12 protein-coding genes and 1 pseudogene are annotated in these 12181 nt (G+C 41.0%); 7 read left to right on the forward strand and 6 right to left on the reverse strand.

What is annotated here, in order from left to right; genetic code table 11:
• Positions 1 to 27 precede the first annotated feature (27 nt).
• On the reverse strand, positions 28 to 729 hold the full coding sequence (gene psb29 / locus PL8927_RS06340) for a photosystem II biogenesis protein Psp29 (protein ID WP_083618720.1): 702 nt from the start codon (positions 727 to 729) through the stop codon (positions 28 to 30).
• 53 nt (positions 730 to 782) lie between these two features.
• Positions 783 to 917 (reverse strand): hypothetical protein, encoded by a 135-nt coding sequence (locus tag PL8927_RS28810; RefSeq protein WP_269322006.1) that lies wholly within the window; start codon positions 915 to 917, stop codon positions 783 to 785.
• Positions 918 to 1107: 190 nt separating this feature from the next.
• Here PL8927_RS28810 and PL8927_RS06345 point away from each other — a divergent pair, with 190 nt between their 5' ends.
• On the forward strand, positions 1108 to 1665 hold the full coding sequence (locus PL8927_RS06345) for a chromophore lyase CpcT/CpeT (RefSeq protein WP_083618722.1): 558 nt from the start codon (positions 1108 to 1110) through the stop codon (positions 1663 to 1665).
• A gap of 357 nt (positions 1666 to 2022) precedes the next feature.
• Positions 2023 to 2181, forward strand: a pseudogene (locus tag PL8927_RS06350) (CpcT/CpeT family chromophore lyase); the annotation flags it as partial.
• Between the two features lie 106 nt (positions 2182 to 2287).
• Here PL8927_RS06350 and PL8927_RS06355 read toward each other — a convergent pair.
• Both PL8927_RS06355 and hemF read right to left on the reverse strand, forming a co-directional pair.
• On the reverse strand, positions 2288 to 2650 hold the full coding sequence (locus PL8927_RS06355; RefSeq protein ID WP_083618724.1) for an STAS domain-containing protein: 363 nt from the start codon (positions 2648 to 2650) through the stop codon (positions 2288 to 2290).
• A gap of 59 nt (positions 2651 to 2709) precedes the next feature.
• Positions 2710 to 3753 carry an oxygen-dependent coproporphyrinogen oxidase gene (gene hemF, locus PL8927_RS06360; protein ID WP_083618726.1) on the reverse strand — a complete coding sequence of 348 codons (1044 nt, stop codon included), beginning with the start codon at positions 3751 to 3753 and terminating at the stop codon, positions 2710 to 2712.
• 439 nt (positions 3754 to 4192) lie between these two features.
• On the opposite strand from hemF, the gene PL8927_RS06365 reads away from it, so the two are divergent.
• Positions 4193 to 5254 carry an Mrp/NBP35 family ATP-binding protein gene (locus tag PL8927_RS06365; RefSeq protein WP_407947375.1) on the forward strand — a complete coding sequence of 354 codons (1062 nt, stop codon included), beginning with the start codon at positions 4193 to 4195 and terminating at the stop codon, positions 5252 to 5254.
• A 575-nt stretch (positions 5255 to 5829) separates the two neighbouring features.
• On the opposite strand, the gene PL8927_RS06370 is transcribed toward PL8927_RS06365, so the two are convergent.
• On the reverse strand, positions 5830 to 7227 hold the full coding sequence (locus PL8927_RS06370) for an NB-ARC domain-containing protein (RefSeq protein ID WP_083618731.1): 1398 nt from the start codon (positions 7225 to 7227) through the stop codon (positions 5830 to 5832).
• A 216-nt stretch (positions 7228 to 7443) separates the two neighbouring features.
• Between PL8927_RS06370 and PL8927_RS06375 the strand changes: the two genes are divergently transcribed.
• Complete coding sequence (locus tag PL8927_RS06375) at positions 7444 to 8853, forward strand: pre-peptidase C-terminal domain-containing protein (RefSeq protein ID WP_156093108.1); 1410 nt, start codon at positions 7444 to 7446, stop codon at positions 8851 to 8853.
• A 176-nt stretch (positions 8854 to 9029) separates the two neighbouring features.
• Here PL8927_RS06375 and PL8927_RS06380 read toward each other — a convergent pair whose 3' ends face one another.
• Complete coding sequence (locus PL8927_RS06380; protein WP_083618737.1) at positions 9030 to 9668, reverse strand: transposase; 639 nt, start codon at positions 9666 to 9668, stop codon at positions 9030 to 9032.
• A gap of 296 nt (positions 9669 to 9964) precedes the next feature.
• Between PL8927_RS06380 and ndhL the strand changes: the two genes are divergently transcribed.
• The 3 genes from ndhL (at position 9965) to trpA (ending at position 11366) form a co-directional block, all read left to right on the forward strand.
• Positions 9965 to 10183, forward strand: coding sequence for an NAD(P)H-quinone oxidoreductase subunit L (gene ndhL / locus PL8927_RS06385; RefSeq protein ID WP_156093109.1), 219 nt, complete (start codon positions 9965 to 9967; stop codon positions 10181 to 10183).
• Positions 10183 to 10488, forward strand: coding sequence for a DUF3007 family protein (locus tag PL8927_RS06390; protein WP_083618739.1), 306 nt, complete (start codon positions 10183 to 10185; stop codon positions 10486 to 10488). The genes ndhL and PL8927_RS06390 overlap by 1 nt, the downstream gene beginning before the upstream one ends.
• A gap of 74 nt (positions 10489 to 10562) precedes the next feature.
• Positions 10563 to 11366: a tryptophan synthase subunit alpha gene (gene trpA, locus PL8927_RS06395; RefSeq protein WP_083618840.1), complete on the forward strand. Its 804-nt coding sequence runs from the start codon at positions 10563 to 10565 to the stop codon at positions 11364 to 11366.
• The last annotated feature ends 815 nt before the right edge of the window (positions 11367 to 12181 follow it).

Here is a 12181-nt window from a genome sequence, read left to right on the forward strand (position 1 = left end):
CCGAAACCGGGCTTCTGTTCTCGGAATCTAATTAGACGTATCCGGTGCGGAGGCTCCAACGGCTTCATTCGCTCGTTGTTCCCGTTTTTTCCGTTCCGCTTGGGTCATTTCTTCAATCATGAGCCGAGCTTGTGCAACTTTTTCAAGATTGCTGCGATAGAGATCTAAATCCTTGAGCAGTTTGTCTTGAGGTAGGTGTAAAGCTTCAGCCAGTTGAGATAAGATTTGTTCTCTTGTGGCTTTGTCTTGAATCCCACTTGGATCAGCTTGTTCTAAGAGGGTAAATAATCCAATGGCAAACAAACGACTGTATTTTAATTTAGGATTAATTGCGATCGCCTGCAAATCTCCTAACCACTCAGTCGCCGTCCCCTCAGCAGGAGACTTTAAACTAGCAATTAAATCTTTAACCGATAGATTTTTGGCTAATTCTTGTAAGTGTTGAGCCTCACCCCGATACCGTTGGGGGTCGTCTTGTTCAGCTTTGATCAGGGCATTAAAAATCGATTCTTGATCAGATTCGGGAAGATACCCTTGCATAAAGCGATCAAAAGCTGTGACCACACCCAAGGCATAAATGGGGTCATAGCTAAAATCAACATTGACCGAGAGTAAGTGCATTTCCACCATCAACTCCTCAATCACACGACGATAGATCGAATTGATGGGGCGAGTGTGTAGACTGTAAAAAGTACGCTTTGTATCTGAAACCGTGCGGATGTTATTCACAAGCCAATCTTAAAAGGGACTAAATATCATTGTGAACTACCCAATCTCCAACGCTACGCTGATGGAGTGGGCTTGGTGACTTCACAGGGAATTGCCTCAAAAACTCCGTAGTTCTTTTGGTCTGACATTCCCACCACCAGCAGGAGTCCGGGTTCCCAAGACCCATTTTTTTCTGCTACACTGCCCACTCAGCTTAGTTTTCGCTTAGGGTGACATTATACAAGATTGCTTGATTGTATCATAGAATTGGGGGTTGGAGTCGCCATTGATCCCAACAGAAATAGGGAAGATTGTGTTGAACTTCTGGCTCCGAATCGTTAATTTTTTGGGTGTCCCAGATTTTGAAGTTTACAAATTCCAAAACGACTCAGAATCCCAATGATCTTATCTCCTCAACTGCGAGCTTTAGCCGAATATATGGCGGGAGAGTTCGATAATCAAGCTCAAGCCTTAGCTGATCCCGTGTGGTACGTCCATCTGCGCCTATGGCAACGTCCGGTTCCCGTATTCTTGTTTCCCGAACCCAGTTTGGTACTATTTGCCGAACAAGCCAATATTGTTAACCTGAATCAACCCTATCGTCCTCGGTTTATTCAGTTGCGCCAGTCCTGTAATTCTGAGTCTAGTTTAGAAGCCCAATATTATATGCCCCAAAATATTGCTGCGGTGCAAGGGGCTGGCCAAGATCCCGAACGGTTGCGACATCTGACTCCAGAGGATTTACAACTTCTGCCCGGTTGTACCTTAAAGATCACCTCTCAATCCTTAAGTCCCAATCATTATCGCTTCCAAGCCACTCTAAAGGAAAACCAGATTTGTTGTTTCAGTTATCGAAAAATTGGGTTTAAAACCCCGTCCCTTCGACAGGCTCAGGGCAAGCTCTTTAGCGATAGCGGAGGACGGCTTTATATTGGTGGGTTGTCTATTGACATCTGATCCTGGTACTATTTCCAGTAACAGGAAAAGGTAAACAACCTGTCTAAAAACCTAGTTGCTTAACGGCAGAACACTGAACCTTGACAATTGAATCTATGCGGTTCTGCTGCACAGTTCTAGTTTCCCCCAGCAGTGGGTAAAAGATTCATGGGAGCTAGGCCACCAGTTTTTGAAACAAATTTGTTTCAAGTCAAAAAAGAACTCGCAGGAATGCGAATAGGGTAGGGCATACCCGAATTTACGCTTGGGGAGAATCCCACCTCTGGTTGAAGCACTGCAAGGCACTTTGATTAAGTGGTTTCGTTGAACCAAGAATCCCCACGCCTTTAGGCTGGGGAGTGTCAACAAAACAAAACCTATCAAGTCGAATTAGGCTTTGCAGCCACAGCCGATGAATTTTTGAGCTATGACAAAGGAATTGACCCTACGACCGGAAAAGCATTATGGGGAGCTTTGTTAGGGCAATTTCAATTTCAGAAACGCTGTTGTTTCGCTTCTGAACTGCCTTTAACCTAAACCCAAGCTGCACAAACTTTCAGATCAGCCTTCGGTGTAGAGACGCACCTAGGCACGTCTCTATTGTCAACAGAAAGCGAATAGGGTTTGGAATCATAGATTGACTTCAACCGGCTCTTACCCCGCCTTCAAGAGCTTCATCTTCCGTCTCAAAAATTTCAAATACAGAATCCATCATGGTCACTTCAAATACCAGCTTGGCTTCTGGATGAACATTACAAATTCGGAAGCTACCCTTCACTTTGTCAGCATCTCGCATTCCAGCAACCAGTGAAGTCAGACCCGAACTATCAATAAAGTTCACTTGACCTAGATTTACCACGACATGGCGACTCAATTTAGATATACATTCCTGCAACTTGAGGCGGAATTGCCAAGCTGTTGTGATGTCTAGGCGTCCTGTTGGTGCCAAGACAATGACCTTTGTGCCATCCTGGGTCGTATGTTCTTTTTGATCGATATGAATCACTGACCGTCCCCTCGGAATTTTTGATATTGCGTTGGTTGCTTATCTGACAGTAGTTTAACTTAGACTGGTGAGTTGGGAGCAGTCCAGTTTGCCCAATCTTGAGGCTTCAAGAAAGTCTCAGACAGTTCTGCTTCTGGAGTTCCAGGTTCCGGCTGATAGCCATATTCCCATCGTACCAGAGGCGGTAAAGACATGAGAATGGACTCGGTGCGACCATTGGTTTGTAAGCCAAAAATCGTCCCTCGATCATAAACCAAGTTAAATTCCACATATCGACCCCGCCGATATAATTGGAACTGCCGTTCTCGATCTCCATAGTCATGGGAACGTCTCCGCTCTACAATTGGCCCGTAAGCCGGAATAAAAGCCTGTCCACAGTCTTGCACAAAACTGAACAAAGATTCCCAATCTCTCGGCTCAGGGGTTCCCACTTTATCACTATACAAGGCTGCCGCTCCTTTCGGATCAGGGCCTTTATAGAGTTGGCTTTGTGGATCTTGATAGTCAAAGAAGATCCCGCCTACACCCCGCATCTCTTGTCGATGTTTGAGATAAAAATATTCATCACACCAGTGTTTGAATACAGGATAATACTCTTGATGGTGGCGATCGCAAGCTTGTTTTAAGGTTTGATGAAAATGGTGAGCATCTTCAGCAAAAGGATAATAAGGGGTTAAATCAATACCGCCCCCAAACCACCAGACTGGCCCAGCTTGAAAATAGCGATAATTAAGATGTACCGTTGGAATATAGGGATTTCGAGGATGTAACACCATTGAGGTTCCTGTGGCATAAAACCCGTACCCGGCTGCCTCTGGACGTTGAGCTAAAATCGAAGGAGGCAGTGTTTCGCCCCAAACTTCGGAGAAATTAACTCCCCCTTGTTCAAACACATCCCCTTCGCTGATTACACGAGTTCGACCCCCGCCCCCTTCTGGACGTTCCCAAGCGTCTTCTTTAAACTTGCCAATACCATCAAGCTGTTCCAGGCCTTGACAAATTTCATCCTGGATTTGTTTCATAAACTGACTGACACGGGTTTGAGAGTCAGTCGGAGGGATCAACTGGGGCGTAGTAATTTCCGATACCTGAGAAGCTGTCATAATTTTTTTTAACCTATCATCACTTGGCGAACAATTTGTTGTAATCTCGCCAAGCGTTATGATCATGTCCGTATTGTGTCCCTGGAGTCAAGTGGCTAAGGGGATCTTCTGCCCTGAAACCCTGAGACTGTAAATCTTCTTTACTTTAACTTGAAGTTAACTTAAGGGTTTTTAAGACTTATCGAGAATTTGGGTCTAAAACCCCGTGCTTTGAGCATTGGCTTGGGATTAAGATAGAGAGGGTTGAAATCCCCAAGGTGGGCGGTTGTGAAGCGGCTTTTAATCGGCACCCTCGAACCTGAAAACTCCTAGAGTGTCAAGATCAAAATATTACGACAGTTTGAATTCCCCAATTCTTGAATAATAGAGGAGGGATAGACTTTCTACTCCCGACAATAGCCGTTTGTCCATCGCTTAATCTGGGAACACCATATTCAATATGCTTGATGTCAACACAGTATTAGAAGTGTTACGACCTGTACAAGACCCTGAACTCCAAAAAAGTTTGGTGGAATTAAACATGATTCGTAACCTGAAAATTCAAGGGGGTGAGGTTAGCTTTACCTTAGTCCTGACCACGCCCGCTTGTCCTTTGCGGGAATTTATCGTCGAAGATTGTCAGAAAGCCGTTAAACAACTTCCCGGAGTGGAAACGGTTGTTGTTGATGTCACCGCCGAAACCCCTCAACAAAAAGCCTTACCTGACCGTCAAGGCATTGCAGGCGTTAAAAATATTCTGGCAATTTCTAGCGGAAAAGGAGGCGTCGGAAAAAGTACCGTTGCGGTGAATGTGGCCGTTGCTTTAGCTCAAATGGGTGCGAAAGTCGGGTTAATTGATGCTGATATTTATGGCCCTAATGATCCCACCATGTTAGGGTTAGCTGATGTTCAAGTTATGGTGCAGCAAAGTCCCCAAGGAGAAATCCTAGAACCTGCGTTTAACTATGGGGTGAAGTTGGTTTCGATGGCGTTTCTGATCGATAAAGATCAGCCTGTGATTTGGCGTGGCCCGATGTTAAATGGGATTATTCGTCAATTTCTCTATCAAGTCAATTGGGGTGAATTAGACTATCTACTGGTGGATATGCCCCCCGGCACGGGAGATGCTCAACTCACCCTCGCCCAAGCTGTTCCTATGTCTGGGGTCGTTATTGTGACAACGCCTCAATTAGTCTCCCTCCTCGACTCCCGCAAAGGGTTAAAAATGTTTCAACAGTTGGGGGTTTCGGTGTTGGGAATTGTGGAAAATATGAGTTATTTTATCCCTCCCGATGCTCCTGAAAAAAAATACGATATTTTTGGTTCCGGGGGAGGCGCAAAAACGGCCCAAGAGCTAGATGTTCCTCTGCTAGGTGCTATTCCTTTAGAAATGCCCGTCCGAGAAGGTGGAGACGCAGGGGTTCCTATTGTCATCTCTGATCCTAACTCCGCAGCGGCTTTAGAATTAACTGCGATCGCCCAACGCATCGCCGGAAAAGTCTCTGTTTTCGCCTTAACTTAGGGGTGTTGACTGTTGACTGGTCAATTTCAGTCGAAAACAGGTGATTACATCTGTTAGGTTGATCCTCCTAAATTTTAATAAACCCGCCCTCTTTTAGACCGTAGGGGCGGGTTCTAATAAATCTAAAAAATCCCACACTAAATTTTAATAAACCCGCCCTCTTTTCAACCGTAGGAGGGTAAGCAGTTCTTGTGGATATTTTTACAAGGGTTAAGCTTTAATTTAACCACAAAGGCACAAAGACACAAAGAAGTTGTAAAGACTAACCTACTCATTGCTATAATATTTCTAAGAAATCTTACCCTGAATTTTAATAAGTCCGCCCTCTTTTAGACCGTAGGGGCGGGTTCTAATAAATCTAACAAACCCCACCCTAAATTTTAATAAACCCGCCCGGTTTTAGACGGTAGGGGCGGGTTCTAATAAATCTAACAAACCCCACCCTAAATCTGAATAAACCCGCCCTCTTTCTATTAACAGATTTGGGGAAAGATGGGCGGGTTTAGAGAGGTTATTGGTGGGATGTCAAAGATTGACGCGAACCCGCCCCTACATTTGGGGATAATTTTAATATTTTAATCACCGCCAGATAAAATATAATTTTGCATCACAGGATAAACTGTAAAAACCATCTCATTGTCTAAATTTTGTTTTTCAATTAATCCTCGTCTTTCTAAAGAAAGCAGCACTTTAAACAGTTGATTTGGAGGATCAGAAAATTGTTCTAATAATTGTGATAGTGGTAGAGGTTGAGGGTGGGAAGACAGAAAAGCGATCGCCTCTTTTTCTAATTCCGATAATCGCTGATACTGTTGTTGTAAAATTTGGCTTAATTCATCTCCTAAACACACGGGTTTATAACTGATATATTTATTAATTTTACCTCCAAATAATTGCTGAATGAATTGATTGGCTAATTTTAAATAAAGCGGATTTCCTCGAAATAGATCAATTAATTCTGGATAATTTTCCTGATCCTGTAATCCCTGATTTATTAATAGTTCGGTTGCTTTTTCTCCTAAACCTGTTAAGGAGAAAATTTGAGTTAAACCACTCTCTCCACTCAATGTAACAACTTCTAAGGGAGGTTCCCAACTATTGAATAGTAAACAACTATTATGGGTTAATTCTCCAATGAGTTTAAAGAATTTACTATAGTTTTGATATTCGGGTTGATAATGACCAACCAGTTGACGGTCTTTAAATAGATACTGAACATCATCTAATATAATTAAACAACGGCGATCGCGTAAACATTCTAATAAAATTGCTAATTGACCATCCAGATCATCAGGAAAATTTAACTCCGTTTGGTTTGATAAAAATTGAATCAACTCTTTTAACATTATTTCTAAACAAGAAAAGCTACGAAGACTCCGCCAAATAATACAATCAAATTCTGTTTTGATCAGTTCAACTAGATGACGGGCGATCGCACTTTTTCCGATTCCGCTTATTCCTAAAATAGCAATCATGCGACATTGTTTTTCTAGGATTAATTGTTTTAGAGTATTGAGTTCAGACGTGCGATTATAAAATGTTGTGAGTTCAGGTGCATCTCTTAAATCAATTTGCGGTTTTATGATAGAATATTGTTGATTTTCTGTTGATGTTGGTGGGGCGTTTTGTTTAGCTTCTGGGGGTTTTGTTGAGTCTCCACAAAAACTAATTTTTCCGATTTTCACATCCTTCCAGAATGAATAATTACTGTTATTTAATTGTATTCTTCCTAATGTAGAGCGTAGATTAGATTTATTAACAACTTCTCCAACTTCCTCTGATATCACTTGCCATAATTCCGATGCAGCTTTTCTCACATGAGGTTCAGTACAGTTGTATTGGTTAGCAATATCTCCGTATTTTTGACTATCCCAAACCCCCATTAATATTGCTTCTTGCAGACTACTTAGATGTTTCCCAGTTTTTTCAAATACCACTTGGTCAGCCCATGTCAGCATTTCATCAAAGTCCATCTGACTTAAATATTACAAATGATTAACTATTATCCCACATTTTCCGATTTTTTGCAACTCTTTCCTACAAAATCGTACTCATTTTAAGTTTTACTCCGAATAAACCTTAACACATATCCTACAAATTACTACATTTTGCGCCTTTCTAAAATCATAAAAATACTCAATAATAATGCAGTGAAATATTTAATTGTAAAATTAGGAGAACGTGAAATTATGGTATTAATTCCAAATTCAGCTTTAGGTGCTATTGTCGGTGATGAATCTTCAGAATTGATCTCGTTAATACCAGGACAATTAGCAGGTTTCCCTCAAGGAGTATTATTTTTAGGCGGTAACGATACCGTACAAGGTTCAGTTGATGGTGAAGTAATAAATGGCAATCAAGGTATTGATCAAATTTCTGGGGGCGGTGGTAATGATACCCTATTTGGAGGACAAGATGGTGATATCATTGATGGTGGTGTAGGAGATGATATTCTGTTTGGTAATTTAGGGGCAGATATTATTACTGGTGGAGATGGGAACGATAATCTATTTGGAGGCAAAGATAATGATAATTTGTCAGGTGATTTAGGTAACGATATCCTGTCTGGAGATTTCGGAATTGATGCTTTAACAGGAGGTGGAGGAAGCGATATTTTTGTATTAGGAATTGGTGGAGGCGGTGCAGATGTAATTACCGATTTTCAAGATAGTGCTGATTTAATGCAATTACCCGCAGGATTAACCTTTAGTAATCTTCGAGTTACAACATCAGGTAATCAAACGGTTATTGCTTTAACAACCACAGGTGAAGAATTAGCCCGACTAGATACTATTCAACCTGCTGCTATTACTGCTGCTGATTTTGTTGGAGGTTCGTCACCTCCAGTACCCCAAGGAGAACCGGGTAGTAATATTGCTACAGCCCTTGATTTAGGAGTGCTTCCTGATCTACTTAATTATAGTCAGTTTGTCGGAAAAGATGATCCCAATGACTTTTATCGTTTTACCGTCCAAAATAACAGTGATTTTAGTCTAGTTTTAGGAGCCGTGAGTAATCAGACTAAAGTTAATCTGATTAAGGATTTTAACAACAATAATCAGGTTAATAGTGGAGATGGAGATATTTTAGATGCTGCTTATGCCTACTCTAGTTCTAATGCAGAAATTAACCGAGCATTAGAAGCAGGTACTTATTATGTTCAAGTTTCTAATGATTCTGGAACTAACTATGATTTAAGGTTTGAAGCCGCTTCAAAACCAGCAACAACTCCATCCAACCCAGGAAATACATTAAATACAGCTTTAGACTTGGGTAGCTTGAGTCAAAATATAAACTTTACAGACTTTGTTGGTAAAAGTGATCCAGTAGATATTTATCGCTTTACTCTTAATCGCAATAGTGATGTTGAAATGATTGTTGGTGCTGTAAATCAACAGACTAAGCTTGATCTTATTAAAGATTATAACAACAATGGTCAGATTAATAGTGGAGATGGAGATATTTTAGATGCTGCTTATGGATACTCTAGTTCTAATGGAGAAATTACCAAAGCATTAGAAGCAGGTACTTATTACATCCAAGTTTCTAATGATGCAGCGACTAACTATGATCTTCGAGTGAATGTTTCACCTCGCTAATTCAGAGAAAGTAGGGTGGGTGATAATAAAAAAGATGAAAGTCTTAATCGAAAGTTGAGTAATAATCATGTCCGGTGTAGGGGCGAGGCGCGCCTCGCCCCTACGGGGAATGGAGGATCAGCAATAGTTTCATAAAAGATTAAAACCCCATCAATATAATTCGGGATGATCAAAATTTAAAAGGGAAGATCAATCAGTAATTCACTTTTAATTTTATTTAAAGGCGGATGTTCTGGATCATCTTCCCAACGTAAGGGATTTTCAATAATGTATTTTCTAATTGCATTTAAAGCGGTTTCATCTCTGATAATTTCTTCATAATAATCTCGTTGCCAAATTAATCCTTGACCGGAATTGTTACAAATTCTATTAATAGATTTAGACACGAAAGATTTATACCAACCAACAACAGCACCCAAGGATTTTGGAGCAGTACCATGAGGTTTTTGTGTTAATTTTGAAGATATTTCTTGTTCTGATAATGACGTTTTGTGTAGGGGCGAGGCGCGCCTCGCCCCTACGGGGGATTGAGGATCGGCAATGATTTCATTAAAGATTAAAATCCCATGAATATGATTCGGCATGATGATAAAATAGTCTAATTCAACATGAGAGAATTTTTCAGCAATTTGTTGCCAGGTATTAAAAGCGATCGCGCCTAAAGAATTAAATCGCATTTCCCTTTGAACAATATCTCCAAATAAACATTGTTTTTCTTTCGTGCAAATTGTAACAAAATATCCCCCAGGTTGAGTATAATCGTATCCTTTTAAACGAATAGAACGCCGATGATGAATTTGTGGATTATAGGGCATATTTTTTTGATGATAAAAATAGATAATCTACATTCGAGGTTGAAGTTGAAAGTATTCACATCCTTAGGGGCGAGGCGCGCCTCGCCCCTACACCGGAAGATTGAGGATAATCAAATTTACTATAATTAAATAGATTACCCCCTGAACTCAAATATAGTCATATTGGAGACGGGTCGGGGGAGAGGTTACACCCGTTTTGGGAGAAAATCAAATACCTCTGTCCCTATTCCCTCCAGTGGGTGCTATAGTTTAAAATTGTCTAACGTTAGCTGCTGTTTATTTTTAAACCTGCAATTATGCTACTGATTACCCTATTACTCTATGCTGCTCTAGCTGGTGCTTATTTATTAGTGCTTCCGGCTGCCTTATATGCCTATATGAATGCTCGTTGGTATGTAGCCAGTTCCTTTGAACGAGCCTTTATGTACTTTTTAGTCTTCTTCTTTTTCCCTGGATTAATTCTTCTGGCTCCTTTTATAAATTTACGTCCTCAACCCCGAAAAATTGCCAGCTAATGCGACGAATTGATGTAATTGTCATTACAATTCTTGTCTTTCTAACAGGTGGATTGATCTACCTAATTTTCCAATGGGTAGGTTTTGATAGCGTCGATGCCGGAATCTGGAGTCAAGCTATTTTAGTTGGGGGTTTAGTAATTTGGTTACTCACCTATTTATTACGAGTAGGAAGTCAAAAGATGACCTATAACCAACAACTGAAAAACTATGAAGATGCGGTTTTACAAAAACGACTGGAAGAAATGACTCCAGAAGAACTGGCTCAACTTCAAGCTGAAGTCGAAGCCGAGAAAAATAAGTAAAAATTTTACTATTTTTTTCTGCTCTTGATCTGCAATGATTGGATAATCAATTAGTCTATTTGAGTTTAATTTTAATGATTTCTGTTTCTCAATGCTTTGAATCTTTACGAGTTTCGGACAAAAAAAACTGTGCTTTAATTCCGTTTATTACGGCAGGTGATCCGAACTTAGAAACAACAGCAAAAGCCTTACAAGTTCTGGATCAAAATGGAGCCGATATCATTGAATTGGGGGTTCCTTATTCTGATCCCTTGGCAGATGGCCCTGTAATTCAAGCCGCAGCCACTCGCGCTCTGCAAAAGGGAACTCGTTTAGATCAAGTATTGGAAATGGTGGCAAATGTTAGCCCCACCTTGAAGGCTCCGATTATTTTATTTACTTACTATAATCCGATTTTACATCGAGGGATTAAACCCTTTTTAGAACAGATTTATCAAGCCGGAGCTAGGGGTTTAGTTGTCCCAGATTTACCCTTAGAAGAAGCGGAAACGTTACTACAACCCGCCCGTGAAATTGGCATAGAAGTCACGTTACTGGTCGCACCGACGAGTCCTAAAGAACGAATTGAATTAATCGCCCGTCAATCTCAAGGGTTTATTTATTTAGTCAGTGTTACCGGGGTCACGGGGATGCGTACCCAAGTCCAAACCCGGGTTGAAGATATTCTCAAGGAAATGCGAAGCCTCACGGATAAACCCATTGGAGTTGGGTTTGGGATTTCTCAACCCGAACACGCCACCCAAATGCGAGATTGGGGTGCTGATGCGGTAATTGTCGGGAGTGCTTTCGTAAAACGCTTAGCGGAAGGAACGCCGGAACAATCCCTAGCAGATATTGGTCAATTTTGTCAAGCTCTAAAATCTGCAATTCAAAACTAAGCTACAGGACTTGCAGAGCAAGTCCCTATTCAGGGTAATAAATGTAGCGATTGTAATGTTTTTTGAAGAACAATGTAGCCTGTTCGACTATTTTTGTGTATAATTTTGATCGGGTGTGTTCTTGATAAATGCACACTTTAATCTACTAAATGTGCTAATGGCAGGTCAACTTTGGCGGGTTTCAGTGAAAAAAAGCAAGAACGCTGGAAGTATTGTGCTCCCATAAACACATCACTTCCAGCTCCTTGAAACCCTCGTAATGTGCCTTTCTGTTTTTTATTATTGCAAGCTTGCTTAGGGATTGCAAGAGGTCTTTTGCAATCACCCACTTTTTAGGGTGAAGGGGTCTTGCAAATCTCTAAACAAGCTGTTTTCAGGTGATTCAGTCATCTCACGAGCAAGCGAACCGCACAGAAATACGTCCCCTCTGCACAGATAATCTCTGTAAGCTGCTCCTGATCACAATTTAATCGTGCGGGATTCCCCACACCCCCCACTCAATCTTGACAGTCAGTTTTAATCAGAGTGCAGTTGATGGCACGGGTACGGTCGTCCTCTGCACCCAATCGCTCTTTTGTCAGTCAGGAGCGAGGATTTAGATTGCTTAAAGACCTCTTATTTTTAACAGGTCAGAAACCAGGTTCCTGGCGGGTTGTCCTCAGCTATTTTCAGGGAGCTAATCTTAAATTAAACCAAAGTTTTAAAGGGAGAAAGACTATCATCTGTAAAAATCATTGATAATCTAAGCCAAACCCTATAAATAGGGAAACTGCTGTTAAAGGCTCTCTGTAGTCAACTTTATGCTCGCTGATCCT

Source organism: Planktothrix serta PCC 8927, from assembly GCF_900010725.2.
In the GTDB taxonomy this organism is placed as follows: domain Bacteria; phylum Cyanobacteriota; class Cyanobacteriia; order Cyanobacteriales; family Microcoleaceae; genus Planktothrix; species Planktothrix serta.

Coding starts and splice junctions, on each gene's coding strand:
- PL8927_RS06390 (WP_083618739.1), top strand. CDS start 10,183: ATGCGACGAATTGATGTAATTGTCATTACAATTCTTGTCTTTCTAACA.
- trpA (WP_083618840.1), top strand. CDS start 10,563: ATGATTTCTGTTTCTCAATGCTTTGAATCTTTACGAGTTTCGGACAAA.
- PL8927_RS06365 (WP_407947375.1), top strand. CDS start 4,193: ATGCTTGATGTCAACACAGTATTAGAAGTGTTACGACCTGTACAAGAC.
- PL8927_RS06375 (WP_156093108.1), top strand. CDS start 7,444: ATGGTATTAATTCCAAATTCAGCTTTAGGTGCTATTGTCGGTGATGAA.
- PL8927_RS06370 (WP_083618731.1), bottom strand. CDS start 7,227: ATGGACTTTGATGAAATGCTGACATGGGCTGACCAAGTGGTATTTGAA.
- PL8927_RS06380 (WP_083618737.1), bottom strand. CDS start 9,668: ATGCCCTATAATCCACAAATTCATCATCGGCGTTCTATTCGTTTAAAA.
- ndhL (WP_156093109.1), top strand. CDS start 9,965: ATGCTACTGATTACCCTATTACTCTATGCTGCTCTAGCTGGTGCTTAT.
- hemF (WP_083618726.1), bottom strand. CDS start 3,753: ATGACAGCTTCTCAGGTATCGGAAATTACTACGCCCCAGTTGATCCCT.
- PL8927_RS06345 (WP_083618722.1), top strand. CDS start 1,108: ATGATCTTATCTCCTCAACTGCGAGCTTTAGCCGAATATATGGCGGGA.